Origin of the sequence: Haliea sp. (assembly GCF_041395985.1) — a bacterium.
Taxonomy (GTDB): Bacteria; Pseudomonadota; Gammaproteobacteria; order Pseudomonadales; family Halieaceae; genus Haliea.
Genome location: NZ_JAWKZJ010000004.1, coordinates 1 through 22,774 on the forward strand (window position 1 = coordinate 1; position 22,774 = coordinate 22,774).

Genomic DNA, 22,774 nt, shown 5'->3' on the forward strand with positions numbered 1-22,774 from the left:
CGTCCAGTGTCCAGCGCGCTGTGTCACTGCTGAAGCGGGTCCGCAGTACCTTGTGTTGAAAGCGGATGCGTTCGCGCACGCCGTACTCGTCCGCCGCGCTGTTGATGTACTCGAGAATCGACGCGCCGTCGGCAATGGCGCGTTCGTGTATCCAGGGTTTGAAATCGTAGCCCAGTGTATGCATGTCGCTGTCGGAACGAATGCCGGGATAGCGAAACAGGTCCCAGGTGCCACCCACCCGCGGCCGGGTCTCCAGCAGCATGACACGCTGGTCCGGGCACAGGGTTTGCAGGTGTACTGCGGCGCCGATGCCGGACAGCCCGGCGCCGACGATGATCACATCGGCGCTGTGCCCGCTGTTCGGTGCTCGCATTGGCGCTCAGCCCCGACCGAGTATCGAGCGCGCCACCAGCTCCCGCATGATTTCCGATGAGCCGCCATAGATGCGCTGGATGCGGGCGTCCGTGTAGAAGCGGGAAATCGGGTATTCCACCGTATATCCATAGCCGCCGAACAGCTGCAGGCACTCGTCAATGGTGTCGCACTGCATTTCGCAGGAGGCGAGCTTCAGCATGGCAGCCTTGTCGGCGGTCAGCTCACCACGGCTGTATTCATCGGCACACTGCTCGTACAACGCGCGGTTGAGGGCGATCTGCGTGCGCACATCCGCCAGCTTGAAACGGGTATTCTGAAAGCTGCCGATGGCCTGGCCGAAGGCCTTGCGCTCCAGCACATAGTCCACGGTCAGTGCGAGTGCGCCCTCGGCGGCGGCCACGGCCTGCGCCGCAATCCCCAGGCGCTCCCGGGGCAGCTCCTCCATCATGATCACGAACCCCTTGTTTTCCTCGCCGAGCAGTGCATTGGCGGGCAGGCGCATGTCCTGGAAGAAGAGCAGGGCGGTGTCGGATGCGTGCTGGCCGATTTTCTCGATTTTTTTGCCGCGCTCAAAGCCGGGCAGGGTGGTGTCGACAAGGAACAGGGAGGTACCCTTGGCTCCCTTGCCGGGGTCGGTAATGGCGGCGACGATAACCAGGTCGGCGTGCATGCCGTTGGTGATAAAGATCTTGGAACCATTCAGGATCCACTCGTCGCCGTCACGCACGGCATTGGTGCGTATGCCCTGCACATCGGAGCCGGCGCCCGGCTCGGTCATGGCCAGCGCGCCCACGGCGTCACCGCTGACCATTTTCGGCAACCAGTGCTGCTTCTGCGCTTCGGTCCCGTGGCGGGCCAGGTAGGGGGCGACGATATTCGAGTGGATGCCGAAGCCGGAGGCGAAGCCACCGAAGCCCATCCGCGACAGCTCTTCAATCAGCATCAGGGTGACGTGGGGCGTGGTGCCGGCGCCGCCGTAGGCTTCGTCCATGTCCGCGCAGAGCAGGCCGGCTGCACCCAGTGTGCGCCACAGTTCGCGCGGCACCATGTGATCCTGTTCCCACTGTTCATAGTAGGGCGTGATTTCCTGTTCAAACGCACGTCTGGCCATATCGCGGAACAGTGTCAGTTCGTCACTCTGCATGATCGTTTCTCCAAATCGAGGGTGGCGCAATGATAACCTCATGGGGTAGTGGCCGACCACTCATCGGGTGCTACACTACGCCGCAACGATAATCAGCAATGGAGAGTACCGATGCGCGAATACCTGCAGTTCTATATCAACGGTGAGTGGGTCGACCCCGTTACCCCCAAGGTGCACGACGTGATCAACCCCGCCGATGAGTCGGTCTGTGCCCACATTTCCCTGGGTAGTGAAGCCGATGTGGACCGCGCCGTGGCGGCCGCTCGCAAGGCGTTCGACACCTGGGGCTACAGCAGTCGTGAGGAACGGATTGCGGTGCTTGAGTCCTGCGTTGCCACGTACGAAAAGTACTACAACGACATGGCCGACGCGATTCGTGAGGAAATGGGTGCGCCGAAGTCCCTGGCTGTTTCTGCACAGGCGCATGCCGGGCTGGGGCACCTGCAGGAGGCGCTGCGCGTGCTGCGCGAATTCGAATTCGAAGAAGACCTGGGTGAACACCGTCTGTTCAAGGAACCGATCGGCGTATGCGGCCTTATCACGCCGTGGAACTGGCCGGTCAACCAGATCGGCTGCAAGGTGGCACCAGCGCTCGCCGTGGGCTGCACCATGGTCCTCAAGCCGTCTGAAGTGGCGCCGCTGTCGGGCTACCTGTTTGCGAAGATCATGCACGAGGCGGGTGTACCCGCTGGTGTGTTCAACCTGGTCAATGGCGACGGCCCTACCGTCGGCGCCGCGCTGTCCCGTCACCCTGATGTGGACATGATGTCCTTCACCGGTTCCACCCGGGCGGGCTCCCAGGTGGCGCAGAACGCCGCGCCCACGGTGAAGCGTGTCACGCAGGAACTGGGTGGCAAGTCGCCGAACATCATTCTTGACGATGCGGACCTGGAAGCCGCGGTCACCCGTGGCGTGTTGCACATGTACAACAACACGGGCCAGTCCTGCAACGCGCCATCGCGCATGCTGGTGCCGCGTGCGCGTCTGGCTGAGGCCGAAGCGATCGCCGCTGCGGTCAGCGCCAAGGTGGTTGTGGGTGATCCGGCCGATGAGGCGACCACCATGGGCCCCGTGGTGTCTGAACTGCAGTTCAACAAGATCCAGGGCCTCATTGAAAAAGGCATTGCCGAGGGTGCCAAACTCGTGTGCGGGGGTCCCGGGCGCCCCGAGGGCATCGACAAGGGCTACTTCGTACGCCCCACGGTCTTTTCCGAGGCCAATAACGAAATGACCATCGCCCGCGAAGAGATCTTTGGCCCGGTACTGGTCATGATTCCCTATGACACTGAAGAGGAAGCCATCGCCATTGCCAACGACACCCCCTACGGTCTCGCAGGCTACGTGCAGAGCGGCGATATTGCCCACGCGCGCCGGGTCGCCTCGCGCATCCGTGCTGGCAACGTGCACATCAACGGTGCCAGCGGCGGCTACAACGTGCCGTTTGGCGGTTACAAACAGTCTGGCAACGGTCGCGAGTGGGGCGCCCACGGCTTTACCGATTTCCTTGAAATCAAGGCGGTAGAGGGCTTCGGCGGCTGAGATGTCGGCGTTCATTCTGGCCATAGACCAGGGGACGACTGGCACCACGGTCGCGCTGATGGACGCCTCGGGGCGCTTGCGCACCAGCGTCAACATCGAGTTCCCCCAGCACTACCCGAAACCGGGCTGGGTGGAACACGATGCCGCGGACATCTGGTCCTCGGTGCAGCGCGGTATCCGCAGTGTGCTGCGCAAGCGCGTCTGCAAACCGTCGGACATCGTCGGCATTGGCATCACGAACCAGCGCGAAACCTCACTGCTGTGGGACCGCAGTAACGGCGATGCGCTGAACCGGGCTATTGTCTGGCAGTGCCGTCGCACAACCGACTTTTGCGAAACCCTCAAGGCCGGTGGTCACGAGGCGCAGGTCAGGCGCAAGTCGGGCCTGGTGCTGGACCCGTACTTCTCCGCCAGCAAGTTCCGCTGGCTGCTGCGTAACACGCCCGGCGTGGGGCGTAAGCTGCGTGCGGGTCGGGTGGCTGCGGGTACCATCGACAGCTATCTGGTCTGGCAACTCAGCGGCGGGGCAGTGCATGCGACCGATGTGTCGAATGCGTCGCGCACGTCGCTGATGAACCTGCAGCGCCTGAGTTGGGACAAGGAACTGATGGCCCTGTTTGAGGTGCCTGAGGGCGTGCTGCCGGATATCGTACCCTCCAGTGGTATCGTTGCGCATACCCGTGGCGTACCCGGCCTGCCGGATGGCATTCCCATCGCCGGTATCGCCGGGGACCAGCAGGCAGCCCTGTTTGGCCAGGCCTGCTTCAGTGCGGGGGATGCAAAGTGCACCTTCGGCACAGGCTCTTTTATCCTGATGAATACCGGTGCCGAGCTGTTGCAGTCCCGCTCCGGGCTGCTGACCACCGCAGCCTGGCAGTTGGGCAACGCGGACCCTGTCTATGCACTGGAGGGCGGCGCTTTCGTGTGTGGCGCAGCGGTGCAGTGGCTGCGCGACGGACTGTCGCTGATCCGGCGGTCCGCAGAGGTGGAGGCACTGGCCGCCTCGGTTCCCGACAGTGGCGGCGTGGAATTCGTGCCTGCCCTGACCGGTCTCGGTGCACCACACTGGGCGCCTGACGCACGCGGTGTGCTGACAGGATTGACCCGCGGCACAGGCCGTGGGCACATCGCCCGGGCCACGCTGGACGCCATGGCGCTGCAGAATGCCGATATCCTGCTCGCCATGGAGCGCGACCTTGGCAGGCGCATGCGTCCCCTGCGGGTGGATGGCGGGGCAGCGGCCAACAACCTGCTCATGCAGATCCAGGCGGATGTGCTGGGCCGCAAGCTGATCCGTCCCGAGGTCATTGAGACCACCGTGGCGGGTGCGTGCTATCTCGCCGGGCTGGGTGTGGGGCTGTGGTCCAGCACCGCTGACCTGCGCAAGATCTGGTCGGTAGAGCGGGAGTTCACCGTGCGTCTTTCGGCATCGGCGCGCCGTCGGCGGCATGCTTCCTGGCAGGCCGCGCTGGCCCGGGCGCTGCTGTGAGGAGGCCACGTGGCTGATATCCTCACGTTCCGCAGGCCTTCGCTGAAAGAGAAGCACAAGGGCAACACGCTGTGTCGCCACGGTCATCACAAGTGGCTGGTCGACAAGGCGAAACAGTTCGACGTCAAGCAGGGTCGCCTCGTCACTGTGTATTGCTGTGCACGCTGCGGTGAGCGTAAAGTGAAGGCCTTGTAGGCACCGGCGTGTGTTGAGGCAGGGCGTACGCCTGCCCGCCAGCCGGTTTTCACTCACCGTCAGGCATTCGGGTGACCACCATGACGCAGATGATCTATCCCACCACCAATTTGAAGGCCACTGAACAGCTGGTCATCGAGCGCGGGGAGGGCGTATACGTCTACGACAACCACGGTCGGCAATATCTCGAGGGGATGAGCGGGCTCTGGTGCACCGCCCTGGGGTACGGCAACGAGGAAGTGGTCGAGGCTGCGGCACGGCAGATGCGTACCTTGTCCTACTCACACCTGTTCGGCGGCAAGACGCACCCGGCGGCCATGCAACTCGCGGATACCCTGGCGTCCATGGTGCCGGTGAACAATGCGCGCGTATTCCTTGGCAACTCAGGGTCCGACGCCAATGACACCCTGGTCAAACTGTTGCGCTATCACTTCAACGCCATCGGTCAGCCGGAAAAGTTCAAGATCATAGCCCGTGAGCGGGCCTATCACGGTGTGACGGTGGCTGCCGCCTCGCTGACCGGGCTGCCGCCCAATCACACGCATTTCAGCCTGCCGTTTGATGCGCTGGGTGTGCTGCGCACAGGTGCGCCGCACTTCTACCGCGACGGTTTGCCCGGTGAAAGCGAGTCGCAGTTTGCCAGCCGCCGGGCCGAGGAACTCGAAGCCCTGATTCTTGCCGAGGGTCCGGAAACGATCGCGGCGTTCATCGCCGAGCCGGTCAATGGCGCCGGCGGCGTCATCGTGCCGCCCGCCGGCTATTTCGACAAAGTGCAGGCGGTGTTGCGCAAATACGACATCCTGTTCTGGGATGACGAAGTGATTTGCGGGTTTGGCCGCACCGGTGAAGACTTTGGTGCAACCACCTACGGCATTCAGCCGCAGCTGATGTCGCTGGCCAAGGCCCTGTCGTCCGCGTACCTGCCGGTGAGTGCGGCGGTTGTCAGCGGCGACATCTACGAGTCGCTTGTGGAGCCGAGTGCGGCGGTCGGTGTATTCGGCCACGGCTACACCTACGGGGGGCATCCGGTCGCCTGTGCTGTGGCATCCAAGGTGCTGGAAATCTACGAGCGCGATCAGCTGTTTGCCAGGGCGGCTGACACCGGCCGCTACCTGCAGCAACAGCTGCAGCGGTTCGCCGATCATCCGCTGGTGGGCGAGGTGCGCGGAGTGGGCATGATAGCGGCGCTGGAACTGGTAGCAAACAGGACAACGCGCGAGGCCTTCAGCGGCAACGCGATGGGCGGCTACTGCGCCCTGCGAGCGCAGGCGCACGGCCTCATCGTACGCGCCATGGGCGGTAACAGCATAGCCCTGTGCCCGCCGCTGGTGATCACCCGGTCGCAAGTGGATGAACTGGTCAGCAAGCTCGGCAGCGCGCTGGATGACACGCTGCAGCACGCGCAGGCCGAGGGGTTGCTGCGCGGCGACTGACCACTACAGCGCCATAACCTCAGGCTATCGGCCACATGACTCCAAGTGCCTGTGCGTCTCATATTCAGTCTCTATAATCGGGAGTAAAACGGCGAGACGTTGAGGACGCACAACATGGTAACAATAACACTCAAGCGCACAGCGGGGCGTCTGCTGGCCCTGTTGCTACTCGGCTTTTCCGCAGTCGCCTCTGCCAAGGCACCCAATATCCTGGTGATTTGGGGCGACGATATCGGCATGACCAATCTCAGTGCGTACAGTGACGGGTTGATGGGCTATCGCACGCCCAACATCGACCGTATTGCGCGCGAAGGCATTCGTTTTACCGACTATTACGGTGAGCAGAGCTGTACCGCGGGTCGCTCGGCATTCATCACCGGCCAGAGCCCGATCAGAACCGGCCTTACCAAAGTGGGCATGCCCGGTGCCGATATCGGCCTGCAGCCGGAGGACGTGACACTGGCGGCGCTGCTCAAGGATCGCGGTTACGCCACCGGCCAGTTCGGCAAAAATCACCTGGGTGACAAGGATAAGTTTCTCCCCACCAACCATGGTTTTGACGAGTTTATGGGGAACCTGTATCACCTGAATGCTGAAGAAGAGCCCGAGCATCCCGATTACCCGCAGGATGCGGAGTTTCGCAAGCGCTTCACACCGCGGGGTGTGATCCACAGCCACGCCGATGGGCGCATAGAAGACAGCGGCCCATTGACGCGCAAGCGCATGGAGACTGTGGATGAGGAGTTCCTGGCGGCGGCAACGGATTTCATCGGCCGTTCCGCACGTCAGGAAAAGCCGTTTTTTGTCTGGTTCAACACGACGCGCATGCACTTCTACACGCACATTGCAGATGCCGAGCGCGGTCTTTCAGGCCAGGGCTTCTATAACGATGCCATGGTGGCACACGATGCACTGGTCGGCCGTCTGCTCAACCAGCTGGATGAACTCGGCGTGAGTGATGACACCATCGTTGTGTATTCGACCGACAATGGCCCGCATTACAACACCTGGCCGGATGGCGCTATCACACCTTTCCGCGGTGAGAAAAATACCAACTGGGAGGGCGGCTACCGTGTGCCTGCCATGGTGCGCTGGCCGGGTCGCATTCCGGCGGGCAGGGTATCCAATGAGATCATGTCCCACATGGACTGGGTGCCCACCCTGGCCGCCGCAGCGGGCGCGCCAAATGTCATTGAGGATCTGAAACGCGGGACCACCGTCAACGGGCGCAAGTACCGCGTGCATCTCGATGGTTACAATTTTTTGCCCTACCTGACGGGCGAGGTGGAGGCCGGTCCCCGCGAGAATTTCCTCTACTGGAGCGATGACGGCCAGCTCACCGGGATGCGTATTGGCGACTGGAAGGTGGTGTTCGCCGAACAGCGCGCAGCCCGCTTCGATGTCTGGCGCGATCCCTTCGTGCCACTGCGCATTCCCAAGCTGTTCAACCTGCGCCGTGATCCCTTCGAGCGTGCGGACACGGATTCCAACGCCTACAACGAGTGGTGGGGGCGCATCGCCGGGCCCTTTATATCACTGTCCAGAATGCAGCTGACCGAGTTTCTGGCCACGCTGGAGGAGTTCCCGCCGCGCCAGCGCCCCGCGTCGTTCACGGTCGACCAGGTGCTCGAGGCGGCATTCCAGGACCGCTAGGCTCACCGCGCCCCGGGCTTTTCCGGCCGGGGCGTCTGCCACCCGCCGGTTATGCGCCTGATAACAATTAGTCATTTCCGCCCTGCCGGGTGGGCCGGTATGGTTCCCGCAAATTCCTACAATAACGGAGACACGCATGTTTGCCCGATTCGACAAGACGATGAAAATACTGCCTTTGGCGGTCGCCTGTGCCTGTGCGGCCAATGCTGCATCGGCGCAGATGCTGGAAGAGGTCGTGGTGACCGCGCAGAAGCGAAGCCAGAGCCTGCAGGATGTGCCGATATCCATCAACGCAGTATCCGGTGAAAAACTCAAGGAGGCGGGCATCACGCGTATCGCCGATCTGCAGGTGTATGTGCCGAACCTCACCATGAGTGAGGCGGCGATCGGTTCCAACATCTATATCCGCGGCGTCGGGTCACAGGTCAACCAGGGTTTCGAGCAGTCGGTGGGAACCTATGTTGATGGCATCTATTTTGGCCGCCCGCGCCAGTTGCGTGCGCCGTTCTTTGACCTCGAGCGTATCGAGGTACTGCGCGGCCCGCAGAGTATTCTGTTCGGCAAGAACTCGATCGCAGGCGCCCTCAACCTTGTCTCTGCAAAACCCACCGAAGAGTTCGAGGGCAGTGTTTCCGCGCTCCTGGAGCCGGACCATGGTGAACTGGAAACCAGCCTGGTACTTTCCGGGCCGCTGAGTGACACCCTGTCGGGCCGCCTGGCCTTGCGCTACCGGGAAATGGACGGCTTCATCGACAACGTCGCAAAAGACATTGATGAAATGGAGACCGAGGAAACCGTGGTGCGGGGCGCGCTGCGCTGGGATGCCTCCGACAACCTGCAGGTCGACCTGAAACTGGAGACGGGTGAATTCAACTCTGTGGGCCGCAACTCGATTATTATCGGCAACCCTGCGCCGGGTGGGGCGACCCCGGTAGTGGGTGACTTCACACGCAAGGCCGCGCTGGACCCGGAATTCAGTGACAACAATTACGACAATGCGACACTCACGCTCAACTACCAGATGGGCGAGTATGAGCTGGTGTCGATCACCGGCTGGTCTGCCTACGACTACACCGAAGAAGTCGACACCGACTTTGGTGTGGGCAGCACAGTGCAGTCCCCCGCCGCCGAGGATTTCGAGCAACTGAGCCAGGAACTGCGTCTGGTGTCGCCGCAGGGAGAAACCTTCGAGCACATCGTCGGCGTGTTCTATCAGGCCTCGGAAATCGATTACGCGGAACCTGCCCGGATTACCCTGCCGGCAGTTGCCGTGGAGATCGATCGTGAATACTTCTCCGACAGCGATCTGTGGGCGGTGTTTGGTCAATCCACCTGGAACATCTCGGACACCTTCCGCGCGACACTGGGTTTGCGCTACACGGTTGAAGACAAGGACGGTGGACGTCGCCTGGCTCTGCGCAATCCCGATGGCAGCATTTTCAACCCTCTGGGTTTGCCCGAGTTTGCGGAGTTGGGCATGCCACTGCCGCCCCTCGGTATCACCCCGCATGACCTGAAGGGGGACCGCGACGAAGAAGTGGTCACGCCCATGGTTAACCTGCAGTGGGATGTGTCTGGCGACGCGATGTTATACGCCAGTGTGTCGACCGGTTACAAGGCTGGCGGATTTGATGCGCGCAGCAACCGCGCCACCCTGCCTGCGGGCGGCCCGGCGCTGGAGTTCGAGGAAGAGGAAGCCTTGTCCATGGAACTCGGGGCGAAGCTCGGGTTGATGGACGGCGCGGCGGAATTGAACATCGCGCTGTTCCGCACCGAGTACGATGACCTGCAGGTCAGCGTGTTCGACGGCGTGCTGGGTTTTGATGTGCAGAACGCGGCTTCAGCGACCACCCAGGGCCTGGAAATGGACGGCCGCTGGCAAGTTACGGAGAAGCTGCGGCTGACCGGTGCACTGGCCTACACCGATTTCGAGTTTGACGACTATGAAAACGGTGCCTGTTACAAGGGCCAGCAAGCTGACCAGGTGGTGGATGGGGTGCCATTCTGCAACTGGTCGGGGAACACCAACCAGTTTACCCCGGAGTTCAGTGGCACCCTGGGTGTCGATTTTGTCCAGCCGGTATTCGGTAATCTGGAGTTGAGGTCAACGCTGGATATCATATACTCGGACGAGTATTTCGCCGCGCCCGATCTCGACCCCAACGCTGTGCAGGACAGTTATGCCAAGCTCAATGCACGGATTGCCCTGGGCCGGGCCGATGGTGTGTGGGAAGTGGCGCTGGTTGGCAAGAACCTGACCGATGAGGAAATCATCACCTTTGCCAACGATGTACCGCTGACCGGGCCGGTCACCAGCTACTTCGCTTTCGTGGAGCGTCCGCGGACAGTGGCGGTGCAGGCAACCTATAACTTCTGATAAAAAAAGAGGGCGGTATGGCAGTTTCCGGTAGCAGGTTGACAGGCCTGAAGATGGGTCTGGTGGGGGCGCTGCTTGTTGCAGCGGTAGGTTGCGAGCAAAAAGCCTCCGAGCCAGCGGCCGCACCGCCCGCGCCGCCGCCCGTACCGGCAGTGGCCGAGGTCGACACGGCGCGTTTGCTGGCGGCAGACGCGCAGCCCGGCAACTGGATGACGCACGGGCGCACCTACAGTGAGCAGCGCTACAGCCCGCTGTCTGCCCTGGACGCCAGTAACGTGGATGAACTCGGCCTGGCCTGGTATTTCGATCTGCCCGATGACCGCGGGATCGAAGCGACACCGATCATCGTCGACGGTGTGATGTATGTCACCGGGGCCTGGAGCAAGATCTTTGCCCTGGACGCCGCTACGGGCGAGTTACTCTGGCAACACGATCCGCAGGTGCCGCGGGAGTGGGCATCCAACCTTTGTTGTGATGTCGTTAACCGTGGCGTTGCCGTATGGAAGGGCGTGCTCATTTCCGGCACCCTGGACGGGCGCCTGCTCGGCCTTGACGCTGCCTCCGGCGACGTACTCTGGGAAACCCGAACCACGCCCCAGGATCGCCCGTATTCCATTACCGGTGCACCACGGGTGATCAAGGACCGGGTGATCATCGGTAACGGCGGTGCTGAACTCGGTGTGCGGGGCTATGTTTCCGCTTACGACTACCGCACCGGAGAAATGCTCTGGCGCTTCTACACCGTACCCGGCGACCCCTCGAAGCCGCTGGAACACCCGGCGCTGGAACTGGCGGTTGACACCTGGAAAGGCGGTGCGTGGTGGGAAGTTGGCGGCGGCGGCACGGTGTGGGACTCAATGGCCTACGATGCCGAGGCTGATCTGCTGTATATCGGCACCGGTAACGGGTCCCCCTGGAACCGCAGTATTCGCAGCCCGGGTGGTGGCGACAACCTGTACCTGTCGTCCATTGTTGCACTGCGCCCTGAAACCGGGGAATACGTCTGGCACTACCAGACTACGCCGGGCGAGAGCTGGGATTACACCGCGACACAGCACATGATCCTTGCCGAGCTGTCCTGGCAGGGCGAGCCGCGCAAGGTGATTATGCAGGCGCCCAAAAACGGCTTTTTCTACGTGCTGGACCGGTTGACGGGTGAACTGCTGTCCGCGGAGCCGTACACGCAGGTGAGCTGGGCCGAGCGTGTGGATCTGGAAACAGGCCGTCCTGTGGAGAACCCGGAGGCGCGTTATGAAAATGGTGAGGCCGCACTGGTGTGGCCGCACCCGTTGGGCGGCCACAACTGGCACCCGATGAGCTACAGCCCGGACACCGGCCTGGTCTATATTCCCGCGCAGGAGATCGCCATGAACTACGCGCATGACGCGGAGTTCACGTACACGCCTGGTGCCTGGAATACGGGGGTGGTCTTCGAGGTGGCGGGCATGCCCGATGACGTGGAAACACGCGAGGCGTTCGCCAAGCTGATCAAGGGGCATGTCAGCGCCTGGGACCCGGTAGCCGGGCGCGAGGTCTGGCGCATCCAGCACGACAACGTCTGGAACGGGGGGTTGCTCTCGACGGCGGGCAATCTGCTCTTCCAGGGCAATGCCGAGGGCGAACTGGTTGCCTACCGCGCCAATGACGGCGAACCTGTGTGGCGTTTTCCGGCCCAGACGGGGATTGTGGCAGCGCCGGTGAGCTACACAGCGGGCGATACGCAGTTTGTGGCTGTCGCTGCGGGCTGGGGCGGGGCGTTTGCACTGGCCGGCGGCGAGCTGGCGTCTCGCAGTGCGGGTTCCGTGACCCGTGCGCGCGTGCTGGCCTTCCGCGCTGGCGGTAATGCATCACTGCCGCCAGTAAAGGTCGCGGAGGAACGCCCTGCGACCGTCGCCGTTGCCGTCAACCCGGAGGACGCTGAGAGCATTGAGCGTGGGCGGGTGTTGTTTATGCGCAACTGCCATATGTGCCACGGTGACCGCGCGATTTCCGGCAGCAGCCTGCCCGATCTTCGCCAGATGTCAGATGCGACGGTCGCGGAGTTCGGCGCGATCGTCCTCGGCGGCTTGCGGCACCAGGGAGGTATGCCCGGCTTCGCCGAGCGTCTCGACCAGGCCAACGCCGAGGACCTGCTTGCCTACCTGCTCAGCGTGCGCGCCGGGGCATCCGGGGAAGGCTGATTCAGTGTGCCGGGGCCCCCGGCTCCGCTTCCCCGGAGAGTAGCTGTTCGATCAACACCCTGCCCGCCGGTGGCAGGGTAGTATTGCGCAGGTAGACGATGCCCGGGCGCACCAGGATGTCACTGAAGCCCGGGAAGTCGATTTCCACGAGCTGTCCCCCCACAACGTTGTCGCGCAGGATCCGTTCCGGTCCACAGGTGATAAAGTCCGAGTGCAGGACGACTTTACTGAGGAGGCTGAAGTCCTCGCAGTAGATGCGGCAGGCCTGGGCGACGAAGCCGTCCGGATCCGCGCCTGCCGGGGCGTTGGCACGCAACCACTCCACCCAGCGTCGCGGCAGAGACGGCAGTGCCAGCGGGTAGCTCGTCAGGTCTGTCGCCTGCACCCGGCCAACCTGCAGCAGGGGGTGACCCGGCCGACAGACGGCGATGGAGCGAATGGGGTTTAAGGGGACAACCTCGAGATCCGCCTGACCTTCAAATTCACCGATGTCCGCAACCATGAGGTGCAGAGCACCAGCGTGCAGTTGCTGTACCAGGCCTGCCCAGCTATCAATGGTGACCCGGATGCTGAGTCCGGGGTGCCTGGACACCAGCCGCGCCACGGCGTCACCAATGGGGCCGCGAGCCACGATAGGACCACTGCCCACACGCAATTCGCCGCGCAGGCTGTCGGAGAGCGCATCGAGGCTGTGATGAATATCGTCCAGTTCGTGCATGATGCGCTGCGCGTGTTCCATCAACACCTCGCAATGCGGCGTTGGGTCCACACTCTGGGACTTGCGGTCGAACAGCATGACGTCCAGCTGCTGTTCCAGGTTCTTGATGCTCTTGGTGAGTGCCGGTTGCGTGATAAACAGGGCGTCTGCCGCTTTGCGAAAACTGCGATGCTTCGCCAGCATCAGTACGTGGCGGAGCTGGCGGGTATCAATGGGATGCATGGCCGGCGCCCCTAACGGTCGAGGCCGCCCATGAGCATGTACTTGATTTCCAGGTAATCATCCATGCCGTACTTCGAACCCTCGCGTCCGGAGCCGGACTCCTTTACGCCACCGAAGGGCGCCATCTCATTGGAGATCAGGCCTTCGTTGATACCCACGATGCCATACTCCAAAGCCTCGGCGACGCGCCACACGCGCCCGATATCCCGCGTGTAGAAATAGGAGGCAAGCCCGAATTCGGTGTCGTTGGCGAGTTCGATGGCCTCGGCTTCCGTGTGAAAGCGCACGACGGGTGCGACCGGGCCGAAGATCTCATTGCGGAACACTGGCATCTCGCGGGTCACGTCCGTGAGGATTGTCGGCTGATAGAAGCAGCCCCCCAATGTGTGCCTGCCGCCGCCCAGCGCGACCTGCGCGCCCGCGTCGATGGAGGCCTGCACCAGGGCGTCCACGTCATCCACAGCGCCGCTGTTCACCAACGGGCCGATTTTCACGTTGTCCGCAAACCCGTCGCCGACCGCCAGTTCCCGCGTCGCGGCAACCAGCTTGCCCACGAAATCGTCATAAATGCCGTGTTGCACAAGGAGACGGTTCGAGCAGACGCAGGTCTGGCCCGCGTTACGGTACTTGGATGCGATGGCGCCATCCACCGCAGCGTCGATGTCGGCATCGTCGAAGACGATGAACGGTGCGTTGCCGCCCAGTTCCATGGAGGTCTTTTTCAGGGTGTCGGCGCACTGCGCTTCGAGCATCTTGCCGACGGGTGTGGAGCCGGTAAAGGTCAGTTTGCGCACCACCGGGTTGCTGGTCAGCTCGCCGCCGATAGCCGAAGAACTGCCGGCCACAATATTCAGCACGCCGGCAGGCACACCCGCGCGCTCGGCCAGCACGGCCATGGCGAAGGCGGAAAGCGGGGTTTCGCTGGCGGGTTTGATAACGATGCTGCAGCCGGCCGCCAGCGCAGGCGCGGCCTTGCGGGCGATCATGGCATTCGGGAAGTTCCACGGGGTGATGGCGGCAACGACACCGACGGGTTGCTTGATGCAGACAATGCGCCGGTCAGACCCGGGGCCAGGTATGACGTCACCGTTGACGCGCTTGGCCTCCTCACCGAACCACTCAATGAACGAGGCGCCGTAGGCCACTTCCCCACGCGACTCGGCGAGGACCTTGCCCTGTTCCGCGGTCATGATCCTGGCGAGGTCTTCCTGGTGCTCCATCATCAGGTCAAACCACTTGCGCAGAACAGCGGCGCGCTGTTTGGCCGGCCGGGCTTTCCAGTCGTTCATGGCGAGCTGCGCTGCGTCGATGGCGCGCCGCGTTTCCGCCGCCCCCACCTTTGCCACGCGCACCAGTAACGCGCCATTGGCGGGGTTGTTCACGGGGAACGTGGCGCCGTCATCTGCATCCACCCAGGCGCCGCCGATATAAGCCTGGGTCTGCAGTAGGGTAGGGTCCGACAGTGAAAGGTCCATAACGGTGCTCCTTGAAGTTTCCGGGCCGGAGCAATGCGCCGCCCACTTTGCGCTCTAGTGTGAAGCACAACCCGCAGCGGCTTCAAGAGCGCGTATTTTTCGCATCTGCGCGTGTGTGACGGGTGCGACGCCGGCGGCCACTGAGCTTGTGCTTGCGCACCAGCCCTCGCAGCTGGTCATAGCTGAGCCCCAGCGCCTGTGCTGCCCGCCGCTGGTGGTGGTTGTGCTCCGCCAGCGCCTGGTGGAGGAGGCGACGCTCGATAGCCAGCATGCGCGCACTGAAATCGGTAATACCAGGTGTGGTGAGCTCTGCCGCCGCGCTGGCCCCCGGCGGCGATGCCCGATCCCCGGACGGTGGGATCGATAGCGGCGCAAAGGGCGATTGAAAGGGGTCCAGTACGATCTCTGCCACCGGGCGCGACTTTTTGCCCCAGCGGTGCAGTGAGCGTTCCACGGTATTTTTCAGTTCCCGCACATTCCCCGGCCAGCTGTGCCCCTGCAGGCTCTCCAGAGCGCTCGCGCTGAACCCCGGAAACAGCTCCCAGCCCAGTTCCTTGCACATGAGAATGGCAAAGTGACGGGCCAGTTCGGGAATGTCCTCGGGGCGTTGCCGTAGTGCGGGCAGGTGCACCACGTCAAAGCTCAGGCGGTCCAGAAGGTCGGCACGGAAACGCCCCTCGGCCACCAGGGCCCGGAGATCCGCGTGGGTGGCGGCAACCACCCGCACATCGACCTGCAGTGTCTCTTGGCCGCCGAGCCGTTCGAATTCACCGTACTCGACCAGTCGCAGGAGTTTTTCCTGCACCGGCAGGGGCATGGTGCCCAGTTCGTCGAGAAACAGGGTGCCGCCATCCGCGCGTTCAAAGCGCCCCTGGCGGAGTCGTGTGGCCCCGGTGAATGCGCCCGCCTCATGGCCGAACAGCTCGGAGTCCAGCAGCGTCTCGGACAGTGCCGCGCAGTTGACCTTGACGAAGGGCGCCGCCCACCGGGCTGAAAGAAAGTGCAGCCGTTCGGCCGCCAGCTCTTTGCCCGTGCCCCGTTCACCCTGAACCAGCACGGGCCGATTGATTCCTGCCAGTTGCGAGACGTGCTCAAGGGCATGAGCCAGCGCGCTGGAGCTACCGATAATACCTTCGCCACTTCGCATGGGTGAAAAAAACCAATTAAAAGAGCTAATAAAACCTTTATAAGGTAAATAAAACCTATAAATCAAGAGGATAGGCCTGAATTTCGCCCCATGACGTATGTTTAGCCAAGAAAAACAGTGACTTACGTGATCTGGCACGGTTCCTGTATCAAGAAGCCTAGAAACGCCATGAATGGCATACGGCAAACGGGCTAGGCCCGGGGAGAAGGACCATGGGCATTTTTTCGCGAATGAGCGACATCATTAACTCCAACCTCAACGCCTTGCTGGACCAGGCTGAAGACCCGCAGAAGATGATTCGCCTGATCATCCAGGAAATGGAAGATACGCTGGTGGAGGTGCGCAGCTCCTCGGCACGGGTGCTCGCAGACCGCAAGGCCGCTGCGCGTCGCCTGCAGCAGGTACAGGCCGAGGCGGAGAGCTGGGAGCAGAAAGCCAGACTGGCGGTGAACAAGGGGCGCGAGGACCTCGCACGGGCAGCGTTGCAGGAAAAGCACGCCATTGAGGATGAAGTCGCGGTGGTGGAAGCCGAGTTGCGGGCAGCAGACGAGCACATTGCCCAGCTCAGCACCGAGATTGGTCAGCTGCAGCAGAAGCTCTCGGACGCCAAGTCACGCCAGCAGGCACTCTTGATGCGCAGCAAAACCGTGGAATCGCGGATCAAGGTGAAGCGTCAGATGCACCGTGAGGCACTGGATACTGCCTTTCAGCGTTTCGAGCACTTCGAACGGCGCATCGACAACCTCGAAAGCCAGCTGGAACTGCTCGATGTGGGGCGTGACGTTGCACCGGACCTCGCCGCCGAAATCGAATCCCTGGAAGAGGACGAGCGCATCAGCAACGAGTTGCAGCGACTGAAGGCCGAGATGCAGGGCAGCGCAGAGAACAAGGCCCAGTAGGGCCTGCTATGATCGAGCTGTCGGCTTAGCCGGGTTTCCCACTCCGTCCGAGGATACCGTCCATGCAATTCTGGCAATTCATGTTTGTGCCAACCATCCTGTTTCTGGTCATCGTGGCTCCGATCTGGATCACCATGCATTACCGCAGCGTCAACCGCTCATCCCAGAGCCTGAGTGCGGCAGATCGGCAGGATCTTGAAGACCTTCTGGCCACGGTGGATCGACTCACAGAGCGTATCGGCGCCCTGGAAACGATTCTCGATGCCGACCACAGTACCTGGCGCAAGCCGTCGGAGCGCACGCCGCGCAATGAGGAGCACAACGATGAGTAACCATTACCAGCGCAATCGGGATCGCCATAGCCCTGACTGGCGCACGGCAGAGCGGGGTTTTCGCCAGCGTCGTGATGCGGGATGGGGTATGAACCTGTATCGCAGCACACGCAGCCGACGCATTGCCGGTGTCTGCGCTGGCCTGGCAGATCACTTTGATATCGCCCACTGGGTGGTGCGTTTGCTCTGGGTTGCCGCCGTGCTGTTTACCGGCACGCTGGCCCTTTGGGCCTACCTTGGCGCATGGCTGTTGCTGGCGCCGAGGCCGCAAGCGCAGGGCAGGGCAGGTGCTGTGTCGGGCGGACCTGCTGGTGGCCCGGAGTCCGGCGTGGAGATGGAATACGACGAGCGGAACCACCACTATCGGCCGCGCAAGGTGTTCCGCTACAGCGAGCCGGGGCCGGTGCGTCTGCGCCGCGCCCGGGAACGCCTGGACGCCGCCCTGCGCCGTGTAGAAGCCATGGAAAGCTACGTGACGTCCCGTCAGTTTGAGCTGGATCGGGAGATTTCACGACTGTAGGCGTTTCCCGGCGGGACTTCCCCCCGGCCGTTGCGATAGGCTATCCTCCGGCGTATTCTTTTTACGCAAGCTGCCCCGGTGGTGGGCACTGCGAGGGGTGAAGCATGACCGCGATGGAAACCTTTGACAGCAGCGCGCCCACGGTACGGGAGCCGGTTGTGCCACCGCCTCATGCGCTGCTGGCGCTTACCGAAGCGCACCGTGCGGTGGTGGAGGTGGTCACGCTGGGGCTGAGTCGCAGGCTGTTGGAGCGCGCCCCACGCGGCGATGGGCACCCGGTGATGGTCCTGCCCGGTTTTCTCGGCGCCGACGGCTACAACGCCGGATTCCGCCGCTACCTGACCCGCCTTGGCTATGCAGTTCACGGTTGGGGCCTCGGCCGCAACCTGGGTCCGCGTGAGGGGGTGCTTGAAAGCCTGGAAGCGCGGATAACGTTTCTCTCGGAGCGCTACCAGGGCCCTATCTCCCTGGTCGGGCATAGCCTTGGTGGTATTTTTGCGCGGGAGCTGGCGCGTGCCTTTCCCGAACGGGTGAGGCAGGTCATATCACTGGGCAGCCCGTTTGGTGAAGGCCGGATGGTTGCATCCTATCCCGCCCGCCTGTTTACCGCGCTCAATCCGCCGGAGGAGTTGCCGATTGACCAGAACATCCTGCATGTCGCGCCGCCGGTGCCGACCACCGCGATTTACAGCCGCGGGGACGGTGTGGTGAACTGGCAGACGACGCTGCAGCGCGCGGGCCACGCGCGCACCCAGAATATCGAAGTGCGCGGCAGCCATTGTGGTATGACCTTCAACCCGACCATCTGGTATCTGGTTGCCGACCGCCTGTCACAGCCCGCAGACGGCTGGAAGCCTTTTGAGCGACGCAGCTGGTCGAGCCTGCTGTATCCGGCCGCCGTGCAGTGAAACGGTGCTATACCGCTTTCAGCGCTGCGGCGTGGAAGGCGATATGCTCACCGATAAATGAGGCGATGAAATAGTAGCTGTGGTCGTAACCCGGCTGCAGGCGGATGGTTGCCGGGAAGCCCGCGTCCGCGCAGGCCTGCTGCAGAAGAGGCGTTTTCAGCTGCGGCGTCAGGAAACTGTCCGCATCGCCCTGGTCGATCAGCATAGGCAGCTGTGGCGCTCCGCCACGAATCAGCGCACAGCTGTCGTAGGCCTGCCAGGTGCTGCGGTCCGTACCCAGGTAATGGCCAAAGGCCTTTTCCCCCCAGGGGCACTGGGTCGGCGCCACGATTGGCGCAAATGCCGACACCGCCGCAAAGCGTCCCGGGTTGCGCAGGGCCATCACCAGCGCGCCATGTCCCCCCATGGAATGGCCGGAGATGGACCAGCGATCCGACGCCAGCGGGAACTGGCTGTTCACCAGCTCGGGCAGCTCCAGGGCGACGTAATCGTACATCCGGTAGTGCTGTTGCCAGGGCGCTTGCGTGGCGTTGACATAAAATCCGGCGCCGAGGCCGAAATCCCAGGCACCTTCTGGGTCATCCGGCACGCTCTCGCCGCGCGGGCTGGTATCGGGGCAGACGATGGCCAGACCGTGCTCCGCGGCGTAGCGCTGGGCCCCGGCTTTCTGGGTGAAATTTTCGTCTGTGCAGGTAAGCCCCGATAACCAGTAGAGCACCGGTACCGGGTGCTGCTCAGCCTGTGGTGGCAGGAAAACAGCCCCCTGCATGGTGCAGGCAAGCGTTTCCGACGGGTGCTCGAATCGCAGCTGGCGACCACCAAAAACACGATGCTCTGCAATGATATTCATCGTCATACCCGGCCCTCAGTACACGACAACCGAGCGGATACTGTGTCCGCCATGCATGAGGTCAAAGCCCCGGTTGATGTCATCCAGGGGCATGGTATGGGTGATCAGATCGTCGATATTGATCTTGCCGTCCATGTACCAGTCGACAATCTGCGGCACATCGGTCCGGCCGCGCGCGCCGCCGAAGGCCACGCCGTGCCAGGAGCGGCCGGTCACCAGCTGGAATGGCCGCGTGGCGATCTCCTTGCCGGCGCCGGCGACGCCGATGATGTACGACTCCCCCCAGCCCTTGTGGCAGCATTCAAGGGCCTGCCGCATGACGTCGACATTACCGATACATTCAAAGCTGTAGTCGGCCCCGCCACCGGTGAGCTCGAGAATCGCCTCCACCACATTGGCAACCTGTGCGGGGTTGATAAAGTCGGTCATGCCAAACTTGCGTCCCAGCGCTTCCCGCTCGGGGTTCAGGTCCACGCCGATGATGCGATTGGCGCCTACCATACGCGCGCCCTGCAGCACGTTCAGGCCAATGCCGCCGAGGCCAAACACCACCACATTGCTGCCAGGCTCAACTTTTGCCCGGTAGACCACCGCGCCCACTCCAGTGGTAACCCCGCAGCCGATGTAGCAGATCTTGTCGAAGGGCGCATCTTCACGCACCTTGGCTACCGCGATCTCGGGCATGACGCTGAAATTCGAGAAGGTCGAGCAGCCCATGTAGTGCAGCAGGGGTTTGCCGTCCAGGGAGAAGCGGCTGCGACCATCGGGCATGACACCGCGCCCCTGTGTTTCCCGAATGGCCTGGCACAGGTTGGTTTTCGGGTGCAGGCAGAAATTGCACTCCCGACACTCCGGGGTATAGAGCGGAATGACGTGATCGCCGGGTTTCACCGATTTTACGCCGGCGCCGACTTCGCGCACGATACCGGCACCCTCGTGCCCCAGGATTGCGGGGAATGCGCCTTCAGGGTCGTCCCCCGATAGGGTGAATGCGTCGGTGTGACATATGCCCGTGGCCATCATTTCCACCAGGACCTCCCCAGGCTGTGGGCCCTCGAGGTCGACTTCGACCACTTCCAGCGGCTGGCCGGCAGCAAAGGCAACGGCGGCTCGTGTTTTCATCGGTAACTCCCGGTCAAGACAGCAGGCTGGCATGGTAAGTCGCGGTGTCGAACGGGACAAGCGTGCGGTTTTACATTAGGCTGGCGCCAGCACGCGGCAGGTGGCCTGAAGCGACAGTCTGGGGGACGCTCAACGATATGCAGGAGAGGTTGGAATCCTTTGGTGGAGCGGGGGCGAAGCTGGTCTTCGCCCACGCCAACGGCTATCCGCCCGGCAGCTACAGGCGCCTGCTGGCGCCGCTCGCTGAACACTACAGCGTCAGCGGCTATCGCCACCGGCCGCTGTGGTCGCGGGAGCCCGCACCGGCTCGCGCCAACTGGCGCCAGTTTGCCGACGACCTGATTGTCACGCTGGAACACAGCGACGTCGGGCCGGTCTGGATGATGGGACACTCGCTGGGTGGGGTCGTGGCCATGCTGGCGGCCTTCAAGCGCCCGGAACTGTTTCGTGGCCTGGTGTTGCTTGACCCGGTGTTCATGCCGATGCGCCTGGCGCTGGGCCTGAACCTGACGCCGCGCAGCCGTTTGCCCAGGATTCCCATGGTGCGTCGCGCATTGCGGCGACCCGGCCGCTTTCCCAGTGTGCAGCAGGCCTACGCGTTCCACCGGGACAAGCGTGCCTACAGCGGTTTTTCTGATGACGTACTCTGGGATTACATCCACGCTGGTGTGCGCGCTACGGCGGACGGCGATTGGGAACTGGCCTACTCCGGTGCCTGGGAGGCCGCTGTGTACTCCTCGCTGCCGCTGGTGTGGCCGCGCCTGTGGAGACTGCGCCTGCCCACCCTGGGGCTGCGTGGCGAGCACTCGGATATCCTTTCCGCTGCCGGGCTGCGTCGCTGGGCAGCGCTACAGCCGACTGCGGAACTGGACACCCTGCCCGGTGGACACCTGTTTCCTCTGGAGTTCCCGGATGCCACCGCCCGACGTGTTCTGGATTTCCTTGCGCGGCAGGTGGCCTGATGCTGCACCGTATCTGGCTCGGGTTCTTCCTGCTGGCGTTTGCTGCGGCGCTGGTGCAATGGCTGCTGGCCGGCGATGCGGCGGTCTTTCAGCGCATGGTCTCCAGCCTGTTCGACATGGCCGCGCTGGCCGTGGAACTGGCAATTGGGCTCATCGGGCTGATGGCATTCTGGCTGGGCGTGGTCGCGGTCGGCGAAGCCTCCGGCCTTGTTGATCGGCTGGCGCGACTGCTGTCGCCGCTATTCACCCGGCTGATGCCGGACGTCCCGCGCGGGCACCCGGCGATCTCCTCCATGACCCTCAACCTGTCGGCCAATATTCTCGGGCTGGACAACGCCGCCACGCCCCTCGGTATCAAGGCAATGAAAGACCTGCAAACCCTGAATCCGCGGCCGGAGGTTGCGACCAATGCGCAGATCCTGTTCCTGGTACTGAACACCTCTTCGGTGACCCTGTTTCCGGTGACCATATTGCTGTACCGCGCGCAGATGGGGGCAGAGGATCCTGCCGCCGTGTTCATTCCCATTCTCATCGCGACCAGTTGTTCAACCCTGGCAGGGCTGTTGGTGACCGCATGGGTGCAGCGTATCCGCCTGCGGGACACGGTCGTACTGGGCTTCCTCGGCGGCGCCTTTGCCCTGTTGCTGGCACTGGTGGGCTGGTTTTCCACCCTCGGTGCCGATGCCCTGCAGCGGCAGTCCAGTCTGATCAGTAACCTGTTAATCGTGAGCCTGATCATGCTGTTTCTGGTCGTTGCGCACCGGCGCGCCGTGAATGTCTATGACACCTTTATCGAAGGCGCCAAACAGGGGTTTGAGACGGCCATCGGCATCATTCCCTATTTGCTGGCGATGCTGGTGGCGATCGGCGTATTCCGCGCCAGTGGGGCGCTGGACCTGGTGTTGGGCCTGCTTCGCGGCGGCGTGCAGTTTCTCGGCTTTGACACCCTGTGGGTGGATGCCATGCCGACCGCCCTGATGAAACCGCTGTCGGGTTCCGGCGCGCGGGCCATGATGATCGACACCATGAACACCTTTGGTGTCGACTCATTCCAGGGGCGCCTGGCGGCAACGATGCAAGGGTCCACGGAGACCACGTTCTACACGCTGGCAGTGTACTTCGGTGCGGTGGGTATTCGCCGAGCACGCCACGCCCTCGGCTGCGGCCTTGCGGCGGATGCCGCGGGTATTGTGGCCGCTATCGTGGTCGCCTACTGGTTCTATACCTGAGTGCG

At 62.9% G+C, this 22,774-nt stretch carries 20 protein-coding genes; 13 read left to right on the plus strand and 7 right to left on the minus strand.

Annotated features, from left to right (window positions below; genetic code table 11):
- On the minus strand, positions 1-373 hold a 373-nt coding region (locus R3E49_RS08580), incomplete at its 3' end, for an NAD(P)-binding protein (protein ID WP_371294658.1).
- Positions 374-379: 6 nt separating this feature from the next.
- Positions 380-1,519 (minus strand): acyl-CoA dehydrogenase family protein, encoded by a 1,140-nt coding sequence (locus R3E49_RS08585; RefSeq protein ID WP_371294659.1) that lies wholly within the window; start codon positions 1,517-1,519, stop codon positions 380-382.
- 111 nt (positions 1,520-1,630) lie between these two features.
- Here R3E49_RS08585 and R3E49_RS08590 point away from each other — a divergent pair, with 111 nt between their 5' ends.
- The 7 genes from R3E49_RS08590 (at position 1,631) to R3E49_RS08620 (ending at position 12,385) form a co-directional block, all read left to right on the plus strand.
- A complete protein-coding gene (locus R3E49_RS08590) occupies positions 1,631-3,058 on the plus strand; it encodes an aldehyde dehydrogenase family protein (protein ID WP_371294660.1) in 1,428 nt (475 codons plus the stop codon).
- 1 nt (position 3,059) lies between these two features.
- On the plus strand, positions 3,060-4,547 hold the full coding sequence (gene glpK / locus R3E49_RS08595; protein WP_371294661.1) for a glycerol kinase GlpK: 1,488 nt from the start codon (positions 3,060-3,062) through the stop codon (positions 4,545-4,547).
- Between the two features lie 9 nt (positions 4,548-4,556).
- Positions 4,557-4,742 (plus strand): hypothetical protein, encoded by a 186-nt coding sequence (locus R3E49_RS08600; RefSeq protein WP_290743952.1) that lies wholly within the window; start codon positions 4,557-4,559, stop codon positions 4,740-4,742.
- A gap of 80 nt (positions 4,743-4,822) precedes the next feature.
- Entirely contained in the window at positions 4,823-6,175 is a 1,353-nt protein-coding gene (locus tag R3E49_RS08605; RefSeq protein WP_371294662.1) for an aminotransferase, read from the plus strand.
- A 114-nt stretch (positions 6,176-6,289) separates the two neighbouring features.
- A complete protein-coding gene (locus R3E49_RS08610) occupies positions 6,290-7,828 on the plus strand; it encodes an arylsulfatase (RefSeq protein ID WP_371294663.1) in 1,539 nt (512 codons plus the stop codon).
- A gap of 136 nt (positions 7,829-7,964) precedes the next feature.
- Positions 7,965-10,205, plus strand: coding sequence for a TonB-dependent receptor (locus R3E49_RS08615; protein WP_371294664.1), 2,241 nt, complete (start codon positions 7,965-7,967; stop codon positions 10,203-10,205).
- 17 nt (positions 10,206-10,222) lie between these two features.
- Complete coding sequence (locus tag R3E49_RS08620; RefSeq protein ID WP_371294665.1) at positions 10,223-12,385, plus strand: PQQ-dependent dehydrogenase, methanol/ethanol family; 2,163 nt, start codon at positions 10,223-10,225, stop codon at positions 12,383-12,385.
- Position 12,386: 1 nt separating this feature from the next.
- Here the strand turns inward: R3E49_RS08620 and R3E49_RS08625 are convergent, their stop codons facing one another.
- The 3 genes from R3E49_RS08625 to pspF all read right to left on the minus strand — a co-directional run bounded on the left by R3E49_RS08625 (position 12,387) and on the right by pspF (position 15,947).
- Positions 12,387-13,325, minus strand: coding sequence for a LysR family transcriptional regulator (locus R3E49_RS08625; RefSeq protein ID WP_371294666.1), 939 nt, complete (start codon positions 13,323-13,325; stop codon positions 12,387-12,389).
- 11 nt (positions 13,326-13,336) lie between these two features.
- Positions 13,337-14,800, minus strand: a complete 1,464-nt coding sequence (locus R3E49_RS08630) for a succinate-semialdehyde dehydrogenase (RefSeq protein ID WP_371294667.1) — start codon at positions 14,798-14,800, stop codon at positions 13,337-13,339.
- Positions 14,801-14,882: 82 nt separating this feature from the next.
- Positions 14,883-15,947 (minus strand): phage shock protein operon transcriptional activator, encoded by a 1,065-nt coding sequence (gene pspF, locus R3E49_RS08635; RefSeq protein WP_371294668.1) that lies wholly within the window; start codon positions 15,945-15,947, stop codon positions 14,883-14,885.
- A gap of 212 nt (positions 15,948-16,159) precedes the next feature.
- Between pspF and pspA the strand changes: the two genes are divergently transcribed.
- The 4 genes from pspA (at position 16,160) to R3E49_RS08655 (ending at position 18,606) form a co-directional block, all read left to right on the plus strand.
- A complete protein-coding gene (pspA, locus tag R3E49_RS08640) occupies positions 16,160-16,846 on the plus strand; it encodes a phage shock protein PspA (RefSeq protein ID WP_371294669.1) in 687 nt (228 codons plus the stop codon).
- Between the two features lie 62 nt (positions 16,847-16,908).
- A complete protein-coding gene (gene pspB, locus R3E49_RS08645) occupies positions 16,909-17,178 on the plus strand; it encodes an envelope stress response membrane protein PspB (protein ID WP_371294670.1) in 270 nt (89 codons plus the stop codon).
- Entirely contained in the window at positions 17,171-17,698 is a 528-nt protein-coding gene (locus tag R3E49_RS08650; protein WP_371294671.1) for a PspC domain-containing protein, read from the plus strand. Before pspB ends, R3E49_RS08650 begins: the two co-directional genes overlap by 8 nt.
- Positions 17,699-17,802: 104 nt before the next feature.
- Positions 17,803-18,606, plus strand: coding sequence for an alpha/beta fold hydrolase (locus R3E49_RS08655; protein ID WP_371294672.1), 804 nt, complete (start codon positions 17,803-17,805; stop codon positions 18,604-18,606).
- Between the two features lie 7 nt (positions 18,607-18,613).
- Here the strand turns inward: R3E49_RS08655 and fghA are convergent, their stop codons facing one another.
- Both fghA and R3E49_RS08665 read right to left on the minus strand, forming a co-directional pair.
- Complete coding sequence (gene fghA, locus R3E49_RS08660; protein WP_371294673.1) at positions 18,614-19,456, minus strand: S-formylglutathione hydrolase; 843 nt, start codon at positions 19,454-19,456, stop codon at positions 18,614-18,616.
- A gap of 15 nt (positions 19,457-19,471) precedes the next feature.
- Entirely contained in the window at positions 19,472-20,578 is a 1,107-nt protein-coding gene (locus R3E49_RS08665; RefSeq protein ID WP_371294674.1) for an S-(hydroxymethyl)glutathione dehydrogenase/class III alcohol dehydrogenase, read from the minus strand.
- 137 nt (positions 20,579-20,715) lie between these two features.
- Between R3E49_RS08665 and R3E49_RS08670 the strand changes: the two genes are divergently transcribed.
- Positions 20,716-21,540, plus strand: a complete 825-nt coding sequence (locus R3E49_RS08670; protein ID WP_371294675.1) for an alpha/beta fold hydrolase — start codon at positions 20,716-20,718, stop codon at positions 21,538-21,540.
- Positions 21,540-22,769 (plus strand): nucleoside recognition domain-containing protein, encoded by a 1,230-nt coding sequence (locus tag R3E49_RS08675; RefSeq protein ID WP_371294676.1) that lies wholly within the window; start codon positions 21,540-21,542, stop codon positions 22,767-22,769. The genes R3E49_RS08670 and R3E49_RS08675 overlap by 1 nt, the downstream gene beginning before the upstream one ends.
- The last annotated feature ends 5 nt before the right edge of the window (positions 22,770-22,774 follow it).

Excerpts from the sequence above, each read along its gene's own strand:
- R3E49_RS08585 (WP_371294659.1), bottom strand. The coding sequence starts at position 1,519 with ATGCAGAGTGACGAACTGACACTGTTCCGCGATATGGCCAGACGTGCG.
- R3E49_RS08590 (WP_371294660.1), top strand. The coding sequence starts at position 1,631 with ATGCGCGAATACCTGCAGTTCTATATCAACGGTGAGTGGGTCGACCCC.
- glpK (WP_371294661.1), top strand. The coding sequence starts at position 3,060 with ATGTCGGCGTTCATTCTGGCCATAGACCAGGGGACGACTGGCACCACG.
- R3E49_RS08605 (WP_371294662.1), top strand. The coding sequence starts at position 4,823 with ATGACGCAGATGATCTATCCCACCACCAATTTGAAGGCCACTGAACAG.
- R3E49_RS08610 (WP_371294663.1), top strand. The coding sequence starts at position 6,290 with ATGGTAACAATAACACTCAAGCGCACAGCGGGGCGTCTGCTGGCCCTG.
- R3E49_RS08615 (WP_371294664.1), top strand. The coding sequence starts at position 7,965 with ATGTTTGCCCGATTCGACAAGACGATGAAAATACTGCCTTTGGCGGTC.
- R3E49_RS08620 (WP_371294665.1), top strand. The coding sequence starts at position 10,223 with ATGGCAGTTTCCGGTAGCAGGTTGACAGGCCTGAAGATGGGTCTGGTG.
- R3E49_RS08625 (WP_371294666.1), bottom strand. The coding sequence starts at position 13,325 with ATGCATCCCATTGATACCCGCCAGCTCCGCCACGTACTGATGCTGGCG.
- R3E49_RS08630 (WP_371294667.1), bottom strand. The coding sequence starts at position 14,800 with ATGGACCTTTCACTGTCGGACCCTACCCTACTGCAGACCCAGGCTTAT.
- pspF (WP_371294668.1), bottom strand. The coding sequence starts at position 15,947 with ATGCGAAGTGGCGAAGGTATTATCGGTAGCTCCAGCGCGCTGGCTCAT.
- pspA (WP_371294669.1), top strand. The coding sequence starts at position 16,160 with ATGGGCATTTTTTCGCGAATGAGCGACATCATTAACTCCAACCTCAAC.
- pspB (WP_371294670.1), top strand. The coding sequence starts at position 16,909 with ATGCAATTCTGGCAATTCATGTTTGTGCCAACCATCCTGTTTCTGGTC.
- R3E49_RS08650 (WP_371294671.1), top strand. The coding sequence starts at position 17,171 with ATGAGTAACCATTACCAGCGCAATCGGGATCGCCATAGCCCTGACTGG.
- R3E49_RS08655 (WP_371294672.1), top strand. The coding sequence starts at position 17,803 with ATGACCGCGATGGAAACCTTTGACAGCAGCGCGCCCACGGTACGGGAG.
- fghA (WP_371294673.1), bottom strand. The coding sequence starts at position 19,456 with ATGAATATCATTGCAGAGCATCGTGTTTTTGGTGGTCGCCAGCTGCGA.
- R3E49_RS08665 (WP_371294674.1), bottom strand. The coding sequence starts at position 20,578 with ATGAAAACACGAGCCGCCGTTGCCTTTGCTGCCGGCCAGCCGCTGGAA.
- R3E49_RS08670 (WP_371294675.1), top strand. The coding sequence starts at position 20,716 with ATGCAGGAGAGGTTGGAATCCTTTGGTGGAGCGGGGGCGAAGCTGGTC.
- R3E49_RS08675 (WP_371294676.1), top strand. The coding sequence starts at position 21,540 with ATGCTGCACCGTATCTGGCTCGGGTTCTTCCTGCTGGCGTTTGCTGCG.